This is a genomic window from Pseudomonas sp. PGPR40 (genome assembly GCF_022014505.1).
Lineage (GTDB): Bacteria > Pseudomonadota > Gammaproteobacteria > Pseudomonadales > Pseudomonadaceae > Aquipseudomonas.
In genome coordinates this window covers 1-19,094 of sequence record NZ_JAKLSP010000026.1, presented here as the reverse complement: position 1 = coordinate 19,094, position 19,094 = coordinate 1, and the positions used below count along the sequence as shown (strand labels likewise).

Genomic DNA, 19,094 nt, shown 5'->3' with positions numbered 1-19,094 from the left:
ATTCCCACGCGGGAGCGTGGGAACGATCATGAGGGGGCTAGACCACCGGCTGACTATGCGCAAACAACAAATCCACAAACCGCTCGGCCGTCGGCTGCGGTTCATGGTTGGCCAGCCCGGCGCGCTCATTGGCTTCGATAAACACATACTCCGGCTGGTCGGCGGCCGGCACCATCAGGTCGAGCCCGACCATCGGAATATCCAGCGCCCGCGCCGCGCGCACCGCTGCATCTACCAAGGTCGGATGCAAAATCGCGGTGACGTCTTCAAGCATGCCGCCTGTATGAAGATTCGCCGTGCGTCGTACGAACAGGTGCTCACCGGCCGGCAGAATGCTGCTGTAGTCGTAACCCGCCGCCTGCAACGTGCGCTGGGTCTCATGGTCCAGCGGAATCTTGCTTTCACCGCTGGTCGCCGCCTGACGGCGACGGCTCTGCGCCTCAATCAGCGCGCCGATGGTATGTTGACCATCGCCCACCACTTCCGCCGGCCGGCGAATGGCGGCCGCGACCACTTCGAAACCGATCACCAGAATCCGCAAGTCGAGGCCTTCATGGAAGCTTTCCAACAGCACTCGACTGTCGAATGTGCGGGCATTTTCGATGGCTTGCCGGACCTCTTCGAAGGTGCGCAAATCCACCGCCACCCCTTGGCCCTGTTCACCGTCCAGCGGTTTGACCACCACCCGTTGGTGCTCGTCGAGAAACGCCAGATTGTCGTCCGCGCTCCCCACCAGTTGCTGGGCGGGCAGCTTGAGACCGGCGTTTTTCAGCACCTTGTGGGTCAGGCTTTTGTCCTGACACAACGTCATGCTGATGGCGCTCGTCAGATCGCTCAGTGATTCGCGACAACGTACCCGACGGCTGCCGTGAATCAAGGTAAACAGGCCGGCCTGGGCGTCATCTACCTGCACTTCAATACCGCGCCGGTGAGCCTCCTCGACGATGATTCGCGCATACGGATTGAACTCGGCTTCCGGGCCGGGGCCGAGAAACAATGGCTGGTTGATGCCGTTTTTGCGCTTGATGGCGAAGGTCGACAAGTTGCGAAAACCCAACTTGGCGTAAAGACTTTTCGCCTGACGATTGTTGTGCAGCACCGACAGGTCCAGGTAACTCAGGCCACGGCTCATGAAGTGTTCGATCAAGTGTCGCACCAACACTTCACCGACGCCTGGGCGGGAACATTGCGGATCGACCGCCAGGCACCACAGGCTGCTGCCGTTTTCCGGGTCGTTGAAGGCCTTGTGATGATTCAGGCCCATGACACTGCCGATGATCGCGCCGCTGTCCTCATCTTCGGCCAGCCAGTAAACCGGGCCACCCTGGTGATGAGGCGTCAGCAAACTCGCATCGATCGGTAGCATGCCGCGCGCCTGATACAGCTGATTGATCGCCTGCCAGTCCGCGTCGCTTTGCGCCCGACGGATGCGAAAACCGCGGAATACCCGGGTGGCCTGACGGTAATCGCTGAACCACAGGCGCAAGGTGTCGGAGGGGTCGAGAAACAGCTGCGCCGGTTCCAGCCCCAGCACTTGCTGGGGCGCGGCGACGTACAAGGCGATATCCCGCTCACCGGGCTGCTCATTGAGCAACTCTTGGGCAAGGCTCGCCGCATCGGGAAACGTATGGCCGATCAGCAACCGGCCCCAGCCGCAATGCACCGCGATGGGGGCGGCGCTCAATTCACTGCGGTCTTCGGCCAGGCGCGCCTGCAAGCGTTCGTAAGAGGGCGCCTGACCGCGCAACAAGCGTTGGCTATAAGCCGTGGCGTGAGGTTTCATCGATCAGATTCCTTGTTCGCTGAGCCACAGGTTCAGGGCCGCCAATTGCCACAGCCTGGAGCCGCGCAACGGGGTCAACTGGCCTTGCGGATCGGTCAGCAGGCGGTCGAGCATGGCGGGGTTGAACAGGCCACGATCCTGACTCGGATCGAGTAGCAGTTCACGCACCCAGTTCAGCGTATCGCCCTGCAAATGTTTGAGGCCGGGGACCGGGAAGTAGCCCTTTTTGCGGTCGATCACTTCACTCGGAATGACCAGGCGCGCCGCTTCTTTCAAGACGTGCTTGCCGCCATCCGGCAGTTTGAATTTGCCCGGCACTCGTGCCGACAACTCCACCAGGCGATAGTCGAGAAACGGCGTACGCGCTTCCAGACCCCAGGCCATGGTCATGTTGTCGACCCGTTTGACCGGGTCGTCCACCAGCATCACGGTGCTGTCCAGGCGCAGGGCTTTGTCCACCGCTGCATCGGCACCGGGCTGGGCGAAATGTTCCTTCACGAAGTCGCCGGCCGCGTCGTTGGCCGTCAGCCATTTCGGCTGCACCGTGGCGGCGTAGTCGACGTAGCTGCAGTCGAAAAACGCCGCGCGATACGCGGCGTACGGATCGCTCGCACCGTCCACCTGCGGATACCAGTGATACCCGGCAAACAACTCGTCCGCGCCCTGGCCGCTTTGCACCACCTTGCAGTGCTTTGCCACCTCGCGCGACAGCAGATAGAACGCGATGCAGTCATGGCTGACCATCGGCTCGCTCATGGCCCGGAACGCCGCGGGCAGTTGCTCGATGATCTCTTTTTCATCGATGCGCAGTTGATGGTGCTGCGTGCCGTAGTGTTTGGCGATCAGGTCTGAATAGTGAAACTCGTCACCACGCTCGCCGCCGGCATCCTGAAAACCAATGGAAAAGGTCGACAGGTTTTCGACCCCGACTTCGCGCAACAGGCCCACCAGCAAACTCGAATCGACGCCACCGGAAAGCAGCACGCCGACATCCACCGCCGCCCGTTGACGAATCGCCACCGCTTCACGGGTGCTGTCGATCACGCGGTCGCGCCAGTCATCGAAGGTCAGATTCTGCTCATCGGCGTGTGGGCCGTAGGGCAGGGTCCACCAGGTTTTCTGCTCCGTGGTGCCATCCGCTTCGATGCGCATCCAGCTCGCCGGAGGCAGTTTCTCGATGCCCGCCAGCAAGGTGCGCGGCGCCGGGACTACCGCATGGAAGTTCAGATAATGATTGAGCGCCACCGGGTCGAGGATCGGGTTGATGTCGCCGCCCTTGAGCAAGGCCGGCAGGGCCGAGGCAAAGCGCAGGCGTTGACCGGTGCGCGACAGGTACAACGGCTTCACACCGAGACGGTCGCGGGCAATGAACAGACGCTTGGCGTCGCGCTCCCAAATGGCGAAGGCGAACATGCCGTTGAGTTTGGGCAACAGCGCTTCGCCCCAGGCGTGATAACCCTTGAGCAGCACTTCGGTGTCGCCGCCGGAATAAAAGGCGTAACCAAGGCTTTCCAGCTCGGTGCGCAGTTCCGGGAAGTTGTAGATCGCGCCGTTGAAGGCCAGGGACAAGCCCAGTTGGTTGTCGATCATCGGCTGTGCCGAGCCGTCCGACAGGTCCATGATTTTCAGGCGCCGATGGCCCAGGGCAATCGGCCCCTGACTGTGGAAGCCCCATGCATCAGGGCCGCGAGGGGCCAAGTGATGGGTGATTCGTTCTATGGCTGCGAGGTCCGCAGGTTGATGGTCGAAACGTAATTCTCCAGCTAATCCGCACATAAGTCCTTACCGGTTTTTCCGTTGGGGAGGGTCAATCGGTACCTCGCCAAAAACGGCGGGTACCCGGAAACTGACCCATGTGATTCCCTGGAGTTTTAGACCGATAAGTTATAAGGCTACGTGTCAGGCTTTTCCGCGGATCAATTGGCGCAAGGCAAAACGGTTGGGATGGCAGGCCTCAGCCACCGCTTTCGGCAAGGGCAAAGGCTCGTTCTCAAGCCATGCCGCCAGCAGCTCGCCAGACAGTGGCGCGGTGATCAAACCGCGAGAACCGTGACCGCTGTTGACATAAAACCCCTCAAGCCATGGGCAGGGAATATCGGGCACTTGCCGGGCATCTTTGCTCAGCGCGGCATAGGCCTCGGCGAAGGCGATTGGTTCGGCCAACGGTCCGACGATCGGCAGATAATCCGGGCTGGTGCAACGGAACGCCGCGCGTCCTTCAAGCTGCTGCGGGTCCAGGTCTGGAACATGCAGACGCGCGACCAGGTCAGTGGAGATTTCTTCGAGCAACGCCAGGTTGCCGAGGTGTTCGGCGACGGTCGGGGTCAGCTCATCGCTTTTGAAATCGAAGCTGGCGCCGAGGGTGTGTTCGCCCAGGCGAGCGGGTGCCACATAGCCTTCGGCGCAGACGACGGTCGCCAGGCTCTGGCTTTCAGGGGTTTGCGCCAGTCGGGTGATCTGGCCGCGAATGCGTTTGAGGGGCAGGTTGGCGCTGTGAGGGAAACGCTTGATCTCGGCGGCGCCGGCCAGAATCACCACGGGCGCGCTGGCCAGCAGTGCATCGCCGTCCCAGGCCTGCCATTGATCATCGACCTTGCGCAGCTCCAGCACCTCGCGATGGGGCAGCCACTGGATGTTCGTTGAGGACGCCTGCCACTGGCACAATGCGGGCGGATGAACCCAGCCGCCTTCAGGGTAGAACAGGCCGCCGTGTTCCAGGTCGATGCCGGCCCGGGCCTGAGCCTGGGGTTGATCGAGCAGGTGTACCAGGCTCGGTGAAAAGGCCGCAGCCAATTGCGCCTGACGCTCGGCTTCCTTGGCATTGAAGGCCAGTTGCAAGACTCCGCAATCGTCCCAGTCAACGCCACGCTGAAGCTGTTCCAGCAGACGGCGGGTGTAGCCAAAACCGCTGATGATCAATTGCGACAATGCCGTGCCATGGGCCGAAAGCTTGAGGTACAGCACGCCCTGAGGATTGCCCGAGGCTTCCTGCGCCAGTGCTTGGTGGCGGTCCAACAGGCTGACTTGCCAACCCCGCGCGGCCAGGCTGGCAGCACTGGCGCAACCGGCCAGCCCGGCACCGATCACCAGGGCGCGGCGTTCGCCGGTCAGCGGTTGTGGGCGAGCGAACCAGGGTTTTGCCGAGGCTGGTTTAGTGGCCTCCTCGGGCCAACCGAGGAACGTGCCTCGCAGAATTTCCCATTTATGGCCGATGCCTGGCGTGCGCTTCATCTTGAAGCCTGCCGCGTTCAGCAAGCGGCGCACCCAACCGGTGCTGGTGAAGGTGCTGATGGTCGAGCCGGGTGCCGCGAGGCGAGCCAGTTCGGCAAACAATTCGGCGGTCCACATGTCGGGGTTTTTCGCCGGGGCGAAACCGTCGAGAAACCAGGCATCGATCTGCGCATCCAGTTGCGGCAACTGCTCCAGCGCATCGCCGATCAGCAGGGTCAGGGTGACGCGGCCATTGCCCAGCACCAGGCGCTGAAAGCCTTGATGGATCGCCACGTATTGCGCCAGCAATTGATCGGCAAATGGCTTGAGTTCTGGCCACAACGCCAGGGCTCGTTGCAGATCGGGCGCGCTCAGCGGGTATTTTTCGACACTGACAAAATGCAGCCGCGCACCGGCCACCGCATGCTGTTCGAACAACTGCCAGGCACAGAGGAAATTCAGCCCGGTGCCGAAACCGGTCTCGCCAATCACCAGTCGACCACCCGCCGACAAGGCGGCGAAGCGGTCGCGCAAATCGTTTTGCTGCAGAAACACGTAACGGGTTTCTTCAAGGCCCGACAGGTCGGAAAAATACACATCATCGAACACCCGCGAGCGTGGGCGACCTTGGTCGTCCCAGTCGAGCTGGGCGTGGGGCAATACAGGTTTCATGGCAGGCTCGGCAACGGCAAGGTGGCCATTCTAGCCGATCGCTGCTGCGGTGCTTGATCCTAAATCCTGTAGGAGCGAGGCTTGCCCGCGAAGAACGATAACGCGTAAGTCCTGAAAAACCGCAGTGCATTCTTCGCGGGCAAGCCTCGCTCCTACAGGATTTTGGGGCAAGCCCCCTCGCCACAAAAGCTCCTCCGGGAATTTCTCTGATGACCACCTGCCCAATCCGCTAGTCTTGCTCAATCCTGGGAGGAGCCGCTCCATGTTCGAATCTGCTGAAATCGGTCATGTCATCGACAAAGAAACCTATGAAGCCGAAGTGCCAGCGTTGCGTGAAGCCTTGCTCGAAGCTCAGTTCGAACTTCGCCAGCAACAGCGCTTTCCGGTCATCATTCTGATCAACGGCATCGAAGGCGCCGGCAAGGGCGAGACGGTCAAGTTGCTCAACGAATGGATGGACCCTCGCTCGATCGAGGTCCGTACCTTCGATCAACAGACCGACGAAGAACTGGCACGGCCGCCGGCCTGGCGCTATTGGCGGATGCTTCCGGCCAAGGGCCGCATGGGGATTTTCTTTGGCAACTGGTACAGCCAGATGCTGCAGGGACGGGTTCATGGTTTGTTCAAGGATCCGCGACTCGATCAAAGCATCAACGGGGCCGAGCGGTTGGAAAAGATGCTGTGCGACGAGGGCGCGCTGATCTTCAAATTCTGGTTTCACCTCTCCAAAAAACAAATGAAAGCACGGCTCAAGGTCCTGGCCGACGACCCGCTGCACAGCTGGCGCATCAGCCCGCTGGACTGGCAACAATCCGCGACCTACGACAAATTCGTGAAGTACGGCGAACGGGTGCTGCGCCGTACCAGCCGCGACTATGCACCGTGGCATGTGATCGCCGGCGTGGACGAGCGCTATCGCAGCCTTACGGTCGGAAAGATCCTGCTCGATGGCCTGCAAAGTGCGCTGAAGAGACCCAGGATTCATCCGGACAAAGTCAGTGCCGCACCGTTGTTCCCTAGCGTCGATCAGTTCAATCTGATCGACAGCCTGGACTTGACCCAGCAGCTGGACAAGGACGATTACGAAAAGCAGCTGATTACCGAGCAGGCGCGGTTTTCCGGGCTGATGCGCGACAAACGCATGCGCCGCCACGCATTGATCGCGGTGTTCGAAGGCAACGACGCGGCAGGCAAGGGCGGGGCGATCCGTCGGGTGGCCGCGGCACTTGACCCACGCCAGTACAACATCGTGCCGATCGCCTCGCCGACCGAGGAAGAACGGGCGCAACCATATCTCTGGCGGTTCTGGCGGCATATTCCGGCGCGAGGAAAATTCACCGTGTTCGACCGTTCCTGGTATGGCCGGGTGCTGGTGGAACGCATCGAAGGCTACTGCAGCAAAGCGGACTGGTTGCGCGCCTATGGCGAGATCAACGACTTCGAAGAGCAAATCGCCGATGCCGGGGTGATCGTGGTCAAGTTCTGGCTGGCCATCGACAAGGAGACTCAGATGGAGCGCTTTAAGGAGCGTGAACAGATCTCCTTCAAGCGTTTCAAGATCACTGAGGACGATTGGCGTAATCGCGACAAATGGGACGATTACCGCACCGCCGTCGGCGATATGGTCGATCGCACCAGCACCGAGATATCACCCTGGACTCTGGTGGAAGCCAACGACAAGCGCTGGGCACGGGTCAAGGTCTTGCGCACCATTAATCAGGCGCTGGAAGAGGCGTTCGAGAAGTCCGAAAAACGCGAGAAGAAACTGCAAAAGCGCAAGCGCTGAACCGATGGCTGCGCATACGCGAGGTGAATGATTGTCGCGGTCGGTCATGGGGTGGACTTATGCTCGGTCCAACTCCTGACTGACAACAACAATGAGGTGTATGCCATGCGTGAAGTGGTGATCGTCGACAGCGTGCGGACCGGCCTGGCCAAATCCTTTCGCGGCAAGTTCAACATGACCCGTCCGGACGACATGGCGGCCCACTGTGTCAATGCACTGCTCACGCGCAATGACGTCGACCCGGCCAGCGTCGAGGATTGCATCGTCGGCGCCGGCTCCAACGAAGGTGCCCAGGGCTTCAACATCGGTCGCAACGTCGCGGTGCTGTCGCACTTGGGCGTCGGCACGGGTGGCATGACGCTTAACCGTTTCTGTTCGTCGGGCTTGCAGGCCATCGCCATTGCCGCCAATCAGATCGCTTCGGGCTGCAGCGACATCATCGTCGCCGGTGGCGTCGAGTCGATCAGCCTGACCCTGAAAAGCGTCAACACCGACAACCTGATCAACCCGCTGCTGAAAGAGCAGATGCCGGGCATCTATTTCCCCATGGGCCAGACCGCCGAGATCGTCGCGCGACGTTACCGCGTCAGTCGCGAAGAGCAGGACTTGTACGCCCTGCAAAGCCAGCAACGTACCGCCCAGGCGCAAGCTGCGGGGTTGTTCAGCGATGAAATCGTACCGATGGCGGTGAAATATCGCGTTGAAGACAAGGCCACCGGCCAGGTGCAGATCCTTGACGGCATCGTCGACCACGACGACTGCAACCGCCCGGACACCACCCTGCAAAGCCTGGCCGGGTTGAAACCGGTGTTTGCCGAAGACGGATCGGTGACCGCCGGCAACTCGTCGCAACTGTCCGACGGCGCTTCGATGACCCTGGTGATGAGTCTGGAAAAAGCCCTGGCACTGGGGCTCAAGCCCAAAGCCTTCTTCCGCGGTTTCGCTGTGGCCGGGTGTCAGCCGGACGAGATGGGCATCGGCCCGGTGTTCTCGGTGCCGAAGTTGCTCAAGGCCAAGGGTTTGCAGATTAGCGACATCGATCTGTGGGAGCTCAACGAAGCGTTCGCCTCGCAATGCCTGTACAGCCGCAATCGACTGGAAATCGACAACGACAAATACAATGTCAACGGCGGCTCGATTTCCATCGGCCATCCGTTCGGCATGACCGGTTCGCGTCAGGTCGGGCACATCGTGCGTGAACTGCAGCGACGCAATTTGCGTTACGGCATCGTCACCATGTGCGTGGGGGGCGGGATGGGGGCAACGGGGTTGTTTGAGGCGGTGCGTTAAACCTTAAGTGTTTTGTTGCCGGATCAACCGCATTCGCGAGCAAGCCCGCTCCCACATTTGACCGAATTCCAAGGTTTGGACACGGTTAAATGTGGGAGCGGGCTTGCTCGCGAATGCAGACGCCCCGGTTCACCGGCTCGTACACAAGACCTGCATCCGCTCGATATACGCCTGAATCTCACGCTTCGCTGCCTCCCGGTTTTCAAACGGCCCCTCCAGCGTGAGTTCCCGTGTGGTGAAATACAGCTCTCCATTCACACGACATAACCGCTCACAACGAAAGTGGGTGGCGGGGGCATTGTCCTGGGCGCGCATGCCGTACATGGGCGATCTCCTGCGGATGACAGTTTCCATGAGCTTATGCATGAACCACTGGCCATGCCTGGCCAACTGATCGACGGCATATCGTCAACTTTATGGTGCGACCTGCACAGTTTCATTCGCGGCCCATCGGCAACTGTCCCTGTGTCGCGCCCCGGTCTGCGCCTAGAATGACCGTTTTGCCAATCGGCTTCGGGGTCAGCATGCATATTTCATCGGGTCGCTGGGTTTATGGTCTATGCCTGGCCTTGCTGACCGCGTTGCTGTGGGGAATCCTGCCGATCAAGCTCAAGCAAGTGCTGCTGGTGATGGACCCGGTGACGGTGACCTGGTTTCGCCTGCTGGTGTCCGGCGGTTGCCTGTTCATTTATCTGGCGGCGACCAAACGCCTGCCAAGTCGCAAGGTTCTCGGCCCGCGCGGTGGCTGGCTGGTGTTGATGGCGGTACTGGGGCTGGTCGGCAACTACGTGCTGTACCTGATGGGCCTGAACCTGCTTAGCCCCGGCACCGCGCAGCTGGTGGTGCAAATGGGGCCGATCATGTTGCTGATCGCCAGTCTGTTCGTGTTCAAGGAACGGTTCAGCGTGGGGCAGGGGATTGGCCTGTTGGTGCTGCTGATCGGCTTTGCACTGTTCTTCAATCAGCGCTTGAGTGAACTGCTCACCTCCCTGACCGATTACACCGCCGGTGTGCTGATGGTGCTCTTGGCGTCCACGGTCTGGACCTTCTATGCCTTGGGCCAGAAGCAGTTGCTCACGGTGTGGAATTCGTTGCAGGTGATGATGGTGATTTACCTGTTCTGCGCGCTGTTGCTGACGCCATGGGTGCATCCGCTGGAAGCGCTGCAATTGAGTCCGTTGCAAGGCTGGCTGCTGCTGGCGTGCTGTTTGAACACACTGATCGCTTATGGCGCCTTTGCCGAAGCCCTGGCCCATTGGGAAGCCTCGCGGGTCAGTGCGACGCTGGCGATCACGCCGCTGGTGACCTTTGCCGCCGTGGCCATGGCCGCGTGGTTATGGCCGGAGTATGTGCAGGCCGAGCAGATCAACGGCCTGGGTTATGGCGGGGCGGTGTTGGTGGTGCTCGGGTCGGCGCTGGTGGCGTTGGGGCCATCGTTGATGGCCGGGCTCAAGGCGCGGCGGGTGCGGATGGCAGTGGGGCGATAGACCGCGTCATCGTTCTTCGCGAGCAAGCCCGCTCCCACATTTAACCGAGTTCTTACTGTAAGAATGCGATCAAATGTGGGAGCGGGCTTGCTCGCGAAGACTGACTGTCAGGCACTAAATCACTTTCAGATTCACCCCTGCTTGCCAGCCTCCAACATATCCTCCGGCCGCACCCACGCCTCGAACTCTTCATCCGTCAGATACCCCAACTGCAACGCCGCCTCACGCAAGGTCAGCCCCTCGCTGTAAGCCTTCTTGGCAATCTCCGCCGACTTGTCGTAACCAATATGCGGGTTCAGCGCTGTCACCAGCATCAAGCCACGCTCCAGGTGCTCGGCCATCTTTTCGGCATCCGGTTCCAGGCCAGCAATGCAATGCTGCTGAAAGTTGCTGCAGCCATCGCCCAGCAAGCGGATCGATTGCAGCAGGTTGTGGATGATCACTGGTTTGAACACATTCAATTGCAGGTGGCCCTGACTGGCGGCAAAACCGATGGCGACGTCGTTGCCCAATACCTGACAGGCCAGCATCGATAGCGCTTCGCACTGAGTCGGGTTGACCTTGCCGGGCATGATCGAGCTGCCCGGCTCATTGGCCGGCAGTTTCACTTCGGCGAAACCTGCTCGTGGCCCGGAGCCCAGCAGGCGCAAGTCGTTGGCGATTTTCATCAGGGTCACGGCGAGGGTTTTCAGCGCCCCCGACAGCGTGGTTAGCGGTTCATGGCCGGCCAGGGCGGCGAACTTGTTCGGCGCGGTGACGAACGGCAGGCCGGAGAGGGCGGCCAGTTCAGCGGCAATCGCTTCGCCAAAACCGTGGGGCGAGTTCAATCCGGTGCCGACCGCGGTGCCGCCCTGAGCCAGCTCACAGACGGCTGGCAGCGCGCTGCGGATCGCTCGCTCGGCGTAATCCAGTTGCGCGATGAACGCCGAAAGTTCCTGGCCGAAGGTCATCGGCGTGGCGTCCATCAAGTGGGTACGACCGGTTTTGACCAGTTTCATGTGCCGCGCGGACAACTCCGCCAACCCGCCAGACAACTCGCTGATCGCCGGCAGCAAATGCTGCTGCACCGCCTGAACCGTTGCTATGTGCATGGCCGTGGGAAAGCAATCGTTGGAACTCTGGGAACGGTTGACGTGATCGTTGGGATGCACCGGCGTCTTGCCGCCGCGCGGGTTACCGGCCAGTTCGTTGGCGCGACCGGCGATCACTTCGTTGACGTTCATGTTGCTCTGGGTACCGCTGCCGGTCTGCCAGACCACCAGCGGGAACTGATCGTCATGGTCGCCGTCGAGCACTTCGTCGGCGGCCTGTTCGATCAGCCGGGCGATGTCGGCGGGCAGGTCGCCATTGCGATCGTTGACGCGCGCCGCGGCTTTCTTGATCAGGGCCAGAGCGTGCAGTACCGCCAGCGGCATGCGCTCGTTGCCAATGGCGAAGTTGATCAGCGAGCGTTGCGTCTGAGCGCCCCAGTAAGCGTCATCCGGGACTTCTACCTGGCCCAGGCTGTCGGTTTCGATACGGCTCATCATGCACACTCCTGTCGGTCTGATAGCGCAGTTTAGGCCGTGATCGCCGGTCGTGGTTCCATCAGTCTGGAATTTGACCGTTCAACCCCTCTAAATCAGGCGCGACAAGGCTTGGGGTTGAGTGACACAGTTTTTTAGGTGCAGAATGGTCGCCCTTGGGGTTTTGCCTCGCCTGCTAGAAAAGGAAACTCGATGACTCGTCTTCGTGCCATCTGTACCGCGGTTGCACTGGTTTGCGCCAGCGGCCAGGTTTTTGCCGATACCGCCAGCCACAACGCCAGTGCCGAAGCTTTCCTGACCCTGGCGCACGCTGACAAACTGGGCACTCCGGTGTACATGCAAGTGCAGCAAATGTTCGCTCAGCGCTTTGAACAGACCAAAGCCCCTGAATCGAAAAAAGCCCTGCTGGAAACCTACCAGGCCAAGGCCAACGCCGCTCTGGATCAAGCCATTGGCTGGAACAAGCTGAAGCCGGACATGGTCAAGCTCTACACCACCAATTTCAGTGAATCCGAGCTCAAGGATCTGGTTGCGTTCTACAAGTCGCCACTGGGCAAGAAAGTCCTGGAAAAAATGCCGCAGCTGACTCAGCAATCGGCCCAGATGACCCAGGCCAAGCTGGAAAGCGCGGTGCCTGTGGTCAACAAACTGCTGGCTGACATGACGGCCGAGCTGACGCCGAAAGACGCGGCCGCTCCAGCCAAGAAAAAGCCATAAGCGGAGTTCGGGATGACCATGCAACAACGCATCGAATCGACGCTTGGGCTGCTACAGCCCGAGCATCTGCAAGTGCTGGATGAAAGCCACATGCACAGCCGTGGGTTACAGACCCACTTCAAGGCGATAGTGGTCAGCGAGCAGTTCGAAGGCCTCAATCGCGTCAAGCGTCACCAGAAGGTATACGGCACTTTGGGCGAGCTGATGGGCGAGTTCCATGCGTTGGCGCTGCATACCTACACGCCGCAGGAATGGGCACAGATCGACGCGGCTCCGGCCTCGCCGACCTGTGCGGGCGGCAGCAAACACTAACCCGCCTCCCGTAGGAGCTGGCTTGCCAGCGAAAGCAATCTGTAGGAGCTGGCTTGCCAGCGAAGCGATCTCAAGGACGCCTTCGCTGGCAAGCCAGCTCCTACAGATCGCAGTAATTTTTGTTAGACTACGCAACGCGCCGCTCACCCGGCGCGTTTTTTTTCGCATCCGGTTCACCCCTTACGAGGGTAGCCACCTGGAGAATTACCCATGACACAACAGATTGTCGTGGCGGCACTGTATAAGTTCGTCACCCTGCAAGATTACGTCGCCCTGCGCGAACCGCTGCTGCAAGCAATGGTCGATAACGGTATCAAAGGCACGCTGCTGATCGCCGAAGAAGGCATCAACGGCACCGTGTCCGGCAGCCGCGAAGGCATTGACGGGCTGATGGCCTGGCTCAAGAACGACCCACGCATGGACGACATCGATCACAAAGAGTCCTACTGCGATGAGCAGCCGTTCTACCGCACCAAGGTCAAACTCAAGAAAGAAATCGTCACCCTCGGCGTCGACGGTGTAGACCCGAACAAAAAGGTCGGCACCTACGTCGATCCAGAGAACTGGAATGCGCTGATCAGCGACCCGGAAGTGCTGTTGATCGACACCCGCAACGACTACGAAGTCTCGATCGGTACCTTCGAAGGCGCCATCGATCCGAAGACCACCAGTTTTCGCGAATTCCCCGAGTACATCAAAGCCAACTTCGACCCGGCCGTGCACAAGAAAGTCGCGATGTTCTGCACCGGCGGCATTCGCTGCGAGAAGGCCTCGAGCTACATGCTCAGCCAGGGTTTCGATGAGGTGTATCACCTCAAGGGCGGCATCCTGAAGTACCTCGAAGAGGTGCCGCAGGAAGAAACCAAATGGCAGGGCGACTGCTTCGTGTTCGATAACCGCGTGACCGTGCGTCACGATCTCAGCGAAGGCGACTACGATCAATGTCATGCCTGTCGTACGCCCGTCAGTGTGGAAGACCGTGCATCCGAGCATTACGTGGCCGGCATCAGTTGCCCGCATTGCTGGGATAAGCTGAGCGAGAAAACCCGTCGCAGTGCCATCGATCGGCAGAAGCAGATCGAACTGGCCAAGGCGCGCAACCTGCCGCACCCGATCGGTTACAACTACAAGCAAACCCCTTCCGAGGCTTGAACCATGTCTGCACGTCGCCTGCTCTATGTGATGGATCCGATGTGTTCCTGGTGCTGGGGTTTTGCCCCAGTGGCCAAGGCGCTGGTCGAGCAGGCGCAGGCAGCGGGAGTGGACGTGCATCTGGTCGTCGGCGGTTTGCGTACCGGCAGCGGCTCAGCGCTGGAACCGACTACCCGGCGCTACATCCTTGAGCATTGGCAGGCGGTCACCGAGGCCACCGGCCAACCGTTCAAGTTCGAAGGCGCGTTGCCCGACGGGTTTGTCTACGACACCGAGCCTGCGTGTCGGGCACTGGTGACGGCGCGCAGCCTGGCGCCGGATTGCGCGTGGAAATTGCTTGGATTGATCCAGCAGGCGTTCTACGCCGAGGGTCGCGATGTCACCCACGCCAGCGTATTGGTGGAACTGGCGGAGCAAGCCGGTGTGCCGCGCATCGAGTTCGCCGCCGCGTTTGACCGTGCCGATATGCACGCCGCGACCGCTGCCGATTTTACCTGGGTCCAGGACCTGGGCATTGCCGGTTTCCCGACCTTGCTGGCAGAGCGTAATGGTCAATTGGCGTTGCTGACCAATGGGTATCAACCTTTGAGTGTGTTGTCACCGTTGCTCGGCCGCTGGCTGGAGCGCGCTGCCTGTGCATGACCTGCGCGACGATGTTTCAGCCGCTGCACCTGTCGACCGTCTGAGCTGGGCGGAAATCCGCCGACTGGCCCTTCACCATAAAAAATCCCTGTGGATCGCCAACGGCGTCGCCGTGTTGGCGACACTGTGCAGCGTGCCGATTCCCTTGCTGTTGCCGTTGCTGGTGGACGAAGTACTGCTGGGCCACGGTGACACCGCGCTGAAAATCATGAACCACGCACTGCCCGATGTCTGGCAGAAAGCTGCGGGTTACATTGGTCTGATGCTGCTGGTGACCCTGGCGCTGCGTTGCGCCGCGCTGTTGTTCAACGTGGTGCAGGCAAAATTGTTTGCGGCGCTGGCCAAGGACATCGTGTATCGGATTCGGGTGCGGCTGATCGAGCGGCTCAAATGTATTTCGCTGGGCGAATACGAAAGCCTGGGCAGCGGCACGGTGACCACCCACTTGGTCACCGACCTCGACACGCTGGACAAATTCGTCGGCGAAACCCTCAGCCGTTTCCTCGTGGCCATGCTGACGCTGGTGGGCACCGCTTCCATCCTGATGTGGATGCACTGGCAACTCGCGCTGCTGATCCTGCTGTTCAATCCGCTGGTGATCTACGCCACGGTGCAGTTGGGCAAGCGGGTCAAGCATCTGAAGAAACTCGAGAACGACAGCACCTCGCGCTTCACCCAGGCCTTGACCGAAACCCTGGATGCGATCCAGGAAGTGCGCGCCGGTAACCGTCAGGGCTTTTTCCTCGGGCGGCTTGGCCAGCGAGCGCGTGAAGTGCGCGATTACGCGGTGAGCTCACAGTGGAAAACCGATGCATCGAACCGTGCCAGTGGTTTGCTGTTCCAGTTCGGCATCGATATTTTCCGCGCCGCGGCCATGCTCACCGTGCTGTTTTCCGACCTGTCCATCGGCCAGATGCTGGCCGTGTTCAGCTACCTGTGGTTCATGATCGGTCCGGTGGAACAACTGCTCAACCTGCAATACGCCTTTTACGCCGCTGGCGGTGCACTGTCGCGAATCAACGAATTGCTGGCCCGCGCCGATGAGCCGCAATACACCGGCAGTGTCGACCCGTTCCAGGGGCGCGACACAGTGGGCATCGAAGTGCAGGGGCTGAGTTTCGGCTACGGCGACGAGTTGGTGCTGAACCAGATGAACCTGTCGATTGCCCCCGGTGAAAAAGTCGCGATAGTCGGCGCCAGTGGCGGTGGCAAAAGCACCTTGGTGCAGTTGCTGCTGGGCTTGTACACGCCCCTGGCCGGCACCATCCGTTTTGGCGGTTCGACTCAGCAAGAGATCGGCCTGGAAACCGTGCGCGAAAATGTCGCCGTGGTCTTGCAACATCCCGCGCTGTTCAACGACACCGTGCGCGCCAACCTGACCATGGGCCGCGAACGCAGCGACGAAGCCTGCTGGCAGGCATTGGAAATCGCTCAGCTGCACAACACGGTGCGTGAAATGCCCAACGGCCTGGACAGTATCGTCGGGCGATCCGGCGTACGTTTATCCGGCGGGCAGCGCCAGCGCCTGGCGATTGCGCGGATGGTGCTGGCCGAGCCCAAAGTGGTGATCCTCGACGAGGCCACATCCGCCCTGGACGCGGCCACCGAATACAACCTGCACCAGGCACTGGCGCGATTCTTGAGCCACCGCACCACACTGATCATTGCGCACCGGTTATCGGCCGTGAAGCAGGCCGACCGGGTGCTGGTGTTCGATGGTGGGCAAGTTGCCGAGGATGGCGACCATCAGCAGTTGATTGCTGATGGTGGGTTGTATGCCAGGCTTTATGGGCATTTGCAGCAGCATTAGATCAGTGCCATAGGACGTTCATCGCATCGACACCGCCGTCGAAACCGAATTCCTTGATAACAACCGAACAGGACTCGCAGGGCGGCATGGTAGTGGCGACGTTAACCGACTCGATCGATCCGGGATCGGAGTATTTGTCGCGAATCACGCTGATCAACTTGCTTTCGCTGTCCAGTGACGTGGGCTTGCGAGTCAGTGCCGGGCTATAGCTTTCAATATCCTTTATTGTCATCGGCACAGCGATTAATTTGCCTTCATCAGACACAAGGAGTGATGTCTTGGGAAAACTTTCGTTCAAATCAACATTGAAGTAGGTCGTCTGGCCTACCTCGACCTTATCTGCACCGAAGTTATTTTTGAACAAAGGCAGATGCCCAGTCGCCCCCTGCGCTCCCGAAACACTTACATAAACCTCCCGTTTCCCGGTGGCGGTGACTACTTCGGCGTAGGCGATGTTTCTAGCATTGAAGGGGCGCTGGTGACGAGGGATAAGGTTGTGAAGCTTTTTCATCGTGCTGTCGATCCTCAATGCACTGTCGGCATTGTTCAGTACGATGCTCGGCTCAAGGAACAATGTATCGAAAATTCCCACTGTTCTTTGACGGAAGGCTTCTGATGCGACCTTGCTGCGCGACCAACTTGTCGCACCTTTCGGCAGCTGGGTGACAATCATTCGGGTCCAGTTATCGAATAGCACTGCTTCGCCTGGACTGGTATCGACCTTGAGCAGCTTGAGCGTATCGGGCGGGTTCACATGGCCGCCAATTGGAATGGCAATTTCGTCCATCGTTTTCAACGCACGGTCTACCGCTTCCGTACCGTGAATCCTTGCCACATTGTTGGCATTCAACGATCCGGTATAGACAGTCAGCAATTCTGCCTTGAGATCTTCCGGCAATGTGGAAGCTTTCTTGAAATTCAGTGTGTCTCTTATGCTCTGACCTTGTGCCAGTTCGGCGACGTAAAAAGCTCCAGCATCCAGCCGGGTGAACACATAGCGCTTTGAATCGTCTATCGCCGGAATGATGGTGGCACCGGCCTGAAAGGTATCAAATTGATTCTGCTTCCCGTAGGGAATACTCACCTTGATCCTTCCATAAATCCCTTTTTGGAACTCCACCGTAGCCGAGAGCCGGCTTTTTTTCTTGAGGGTTTTAAGCAGCATCGCCCGATCCGCAGTGGCCGGCGTATAGATACTGTCTCCGAACCACGGCGCCCAGCCTTTGTTTTCGTCGAAACTGCCGATGGCCGGCGTCGGTGCCGGATCAGAGGTGACATAACTGGTTTTGCATACGTCGGAACCCGGCATGCGCCGTACCCGGCAAGGTAAGGTTTTGAACAGCGACGGATCGTCGATCAGGTCGGCGCGGCGCAGTTGATTGCCCTCCAGCCGATAGGGGATGTCATCAACCAACAGCGTGGTGCGACCATCAACCTCAAGTATTTCGCGGACGTGGGCGTGTTCCGGAAGTTCTGCCAGCACATGGGATTCGGTAAAGGGCAGGGTGTTGAAGGTTGATCGGCCCTGCACAAGGTTTCGGTGGTTATTGCGCAGACGCGGGCCATAGGGCAAGGACGTTGCCGGGTCGACGAGATGGAATCGTTTCGAACCCGTCGGGCCGGTATTGCGCATGAGTACGTCATCAACCCCGTTGATTGTCGCCAGTTGATCACTGTTTGCCAGCGGTCTCCAGCGTCCGGGGTCGATTGCCTGGGGCATATTGTGGACCAGGCGGTAGCTGTCGGCATGTCCTGTCAGTTTCTTGATGCCGCCAAGACTTATTCGACCAACTGTGAGCAGCCCGTTCCTGGCGCCGCTTCCCAATATCTTCAGCAGCGACGGAATGCCGTCCAGCGGGTTGAGGTTTGTCAGCGAAGTGGTCAGGAGTCTGCCGGCCAACGTTGAAAAAGACGGCAGGCTTGCTTTAGCGGCCATGCGTGATGACCCTGCTGCGAGCCTGATCAAACGCACCGAACCCGATATGAATTTTCCAATAGGGCAGAGAAACGAGGCCAGATCAAACAGGAGGCCGACCCCTCCGAGGATTTTGCTCGTGGTACCGTCCGACATAAGATCTTCAATGCTGCCCCAGAAAGGTACGAATCCTTTGACAAGCGCTACGAACGCTTCTCGCCGTCGCTCACTTTCGGCTCTGATGATGTCGAATTCCGTCATCCCGCGAGCCTGGACACGCAATTGCTGTTCATCGACGTAGAGAAAGTTCGATGCAATGTAGTGGGCCACGGCATTCAATCGGGATGTCAGTGCTGTTACTTCACTGCCGGTGGGGCCGGGTAGTACAGCGGCCGGCATATGTCCCACCACATCGAGAAATCCTATGTGGGACACCCGTTTTTCGGGCGCATTGCCCTTTGAATGAGCGGTCCAGTCAAGCAGGAGCGTAGTGCTGATATTGCGCTCAGGATCATAGGTTTGTCCGGGGATCGAAGCATGCAGTGGGAATTCGGTGCGAACGCCGTCGATTATCGAGAGCCTCAATCCGGTTCGTGGACGAATGATGCCGGCACTGGGGATGAGTTCGTAGTAGGTGATTTCACCCTTGTGGGTCACCTTTAAAACCAGCCCTTTCAAGGTCTTCGTTTAAACTCCCCCAAAACTCCAGTCAGGGTGACGAAAACGATGTGGGCAGAAGTTCTAGCGCGGTTTGAAAAAAAGGCACCGGCCAGTGTCATGGTCAAGTTGGCA

14 protein-coding genes are annotated in these 19,094 nt (G+C 59.6%); 8 read left to right on the top strand and 6 right to left on the bottom strand.

Features of this window, described 5'->3' with window-relative positions; genetic code table 11:
* Positions 1–37 precede the first annotated feature (37 nt).
* The 3 genes from ngg to mnmC form a co-directional block, all read right to left on the bottom strand.
* Positions 38–1,783 (bottom strand): N-acetylglutaminylglutamine synthetase, encoded by a 1,746-nt coding sequence (gene ngg, locus MEB48_RS21235; protein WP_237885876.1) that lies wholly within the window; start codon positions 1,781–1,783, stop codon positions 38–40.
* A 3-nt stretch (positions 1,784–1,786) separates the two neighbouring features.
* Positions 1,787–3,559, bottom strand: a complete 1,773-nt coding sequence (locus tag MEB48_RS21230) for an N-acetylglutaminylglutamine amidotransferase (protein ID WP_237885875.1) — start codon at positions 3,557–3,559, stop codon at positions 1,787–1,789.
* A 123-nt stretch (positions 3,560–3,682) separates the two neighbouring features.
* Entirely contained in the window at positions 3,683–5,665 is a 1,983-nt protein-coding gene (gene mnmC, locus MEB48_RS21225; RefSeq protein WP_237885874.1) for a bifunctional tRNA (5-methylaminomethyl-2-thiouridine)(34)-methyltransferase MnmD/FAD-dependent 5-carboxymethylaminomethyl-2-thiouridine(34) oxidoreductase MnmC, read from the bottom strand.
* Positions 5,666–5,927: 262 nt separating this feature from the next.
* Between mnmC and pap the strand changes: the two genes are divergently transcribed.
* Together pap and MEB48_RS21215 are read left to right on the top strand one after the other, a co-directional pair.
* Positions 5,928–7,451 (top strand): polyphosphate:AMP phosphotransferase, encoded by a 1,524-nt coding sequence (gene pap / locus MEB48_RS21220; protein ID WP_237885873.1) that lies wholly within the window; start codon positions 5,928–5,930, stop codon positions 7,449–7,451.
* A gap of 105 nt (positions 7,452–7,556) precedes the next feature.
* Entirely contained in the window at positions 7,557–8,741 is a 1,185-nt protein-coding gene (locus MEB48_RS21215) for a thiolase family protein (RefSeq protein ID WP_237885872.1), read from the top strand.
* A gap of 129 nt (positions 8,742–8,870) precedes the next feature.
* On the opposite strand, the gene MEB48_RS21210 is transcribed toward MEB48_RS21215, so the two are convergent.
* Entirely contained in the window at positions 8,871–9,065 is a 195-nt protein-coding gene (locus MEB48_RS21210; protein WP_237885871.1) for a DUF6316 family protein, read from the bottom strand.
* Positions 9,066–9,265: 200 nt separating this feature from the next.
* On the opposite strand from MEB48_RS21210, the gene MEB48_RS21205 reads away from it, so the two are divergent.
* Positions 9,266–10,228 (top strand): DMT family transporter, encoded by a 963-nt coding sequence (locus MEB48_RS21205; RefSeq protein WP_237885870.1) that lies wholly within the window; start codon positions 9,266–9,268, stop codon positions 10,226–10,228.
* 131 nt (positions 10,229–10,359) lie between these two features.
* On the opposite strand, the gene MEB48_RS21200 is transcribed toward MEB48_RS21205, so the two are convergent.
* Positions 10,360–11,754, bottom strand: coding sequence for a class II fumarate hydratase (locus tag MEB48_RS21200; RefSeq protein WP_237885869.1), 1,395 nt, complete (start codon positions 11,752–11,754; stop codon positions 10,360–10,362).
* A 192-nt stretch (positions 11,755–11,946) separates the two neighbouring features.
* Between MEB48_RS21200 and MEB48_RS21195 the strand changes: the two genes are divergently transcribed.
* From MEB48_RS21195 to MEB48_RS21175, 5 genes are all read left to right on the top strand, one after another.
* The gene (locus MEB48_RS21195; protein WP_237885868.1) at positions 11,947–12,471 is read left to right on the top strand and encodes a DUF2059 domain-containing protein; all 525 of its coding nucleotides are present in this window, start codon (positions 11,947–11,949) and stop codon (positions 12,469–12,471) included.
* A gap of 12 nt (positions 12,472–12,483) precedes the next feature.
* On the top strand, positions 12,484–12,783 hold the full coding sequence (locus MEB48_RS21190; protein WP_237885867.1) for a BolA family protein: 300 nt from the start codon (positions 12,484–12,486) through the stop codon (positions 12,781–12,783).
* Between the two features lie 210 nt (positions 12,784–12,993).
* The gene (gene trhO, locus MEB48_RS21185) at positions 12,994–13,935 is read left to right on the top strand and encodes an oxygen-dependent tRNA uridine(34) hydroxylase TrhO (protein ID WP_237885866.1); all 942 of its coding nucleotides are present in this window, start codon (positions 12,994–12,996) and stop codon (positions 13,933–13,935) included.
* A 39-nt stretch (positions 13,936–13,974) separates the two neighbouring features.
* The gene (locus tag MEB48_RS21180; protein WP_237885946.1) at positions 13,975–14,577 is read left to right on the top strand and encodes a DsbA family protein; all 603 of its coding nucleotides are present in this window, start codon (positions 13,975–13,977) and stop codon (positions 14,575–14,577) included.
* On the top strand, positions 14,570–16,387 hold the full coding sequence (locus MEB48_RS21175; RefSeq protein WP_237885865.1) for an ABC transporter ATP-binding protein: 1,818 nt from the start codon (positions 14,570–14,572) through the stop codon (positions 16,385–16,387). Before MEB48_RS21180 ends, MEB48_RS21175 begins: the two co-directional genes overlap by 8 nt.
* Before the next feature lies 1 nt (position 16,388).
* Here MEB48_RS21175 and MEB48_RS21170 read toward each other — a convergent pair whose 3' ends face one another.
* Complete coding sequence (locus MEB48_RS21170; RefSeq protein WP_237885864.1) at positions 16,389–18,980, bottom strand: hypothetical protein; 2,592 nt, start codon at positions 18,978–18,980, stop codon at positions 16,389–16,391.
* Between the last annotated feature and the right edge of the window lie 114 nt (positions 18,981–19,094).

Coding starts and splice junctions, on each gene's coding strand:
- trhO (WP_237885866.1), top strand. CDS start 12,994: ATGACACAACAGATTGTCGTGGCGGCACTGTATAAGTTCGTCACCCTG.
- ngg (WP_237885876.1), bottom strand. CDS start 1,783: ATGAAACCTCACGCCACGGCTTATAGCCAACGCTTGTTGCGCGGTCAG.
- MEB48_RS21205 (WP_237885870.1), top strand. CDS start 9,266: ATGCATATTTCATCGGGTCGCTGGGTTTATGGTCTATGCCTGGCCTTG.
- MEB48_RS21180 (WP_237885946.1), top strand. CDS start 13,975: ATGTGTTCCTGGTGCTGGGGTTTTGCCCCAGTGGCCAAGGCGCTGGTC.
- MEB48_RS21215 (WP_237885872.1), top strand. CDS start 7,557: ATGCGTGAAGTGGTGATCGTCGACAGCGTGCGGACCGGCCTGGCCAAA.
- mnmC (WP_237885874.1), bottom strand. CDS start 5,665: ATGAAACCTGTATTGCCCCACGCCCAGCTCGACTGGGACGACCAAGGT.
- pap (WP_237885873.1), top strand. CDS start 5,928: ATGTTCGAATCTGCTGAAATCGGTCATGTCATCGACAAAGAAACCTAT.
- MEB48_RS21195 (WP_237885868.1), top strand. CDS start 11,947: ATGACTCGTCTTCGTGCCATCTGTACCGCGGTTGCACTGGTTTGCGCC.
- MEB48_RS21190 (WP_237885867.1), top strand. CDS start 12,484: ATGACCATGCAACAACGCATCGAATCGACGCTTGGGCTGCTACAGCCC.
- MEB48_RS21230 (WP_237885875.1), bottom strand. CDS start 3,559: ATGTGCGGATTAGCTGGAGAATTACGTTTCGACCATCAACCTGCGGAC.
- MEB48_RS21200 (WP_237885869.1), bottom strand. CDS start 11,754: ATGAGCCGTATCGAAACCGACAGCCTGGGCCAGGTAGAAGTCCCGGAT.
- MEB48_RS21210 (WP_237885871.1), bottom strand. CDS start 9,065: ATGTACGGCATGCGCGCCCAGGACAATGCCCCCGCCACCCACTTTCGT.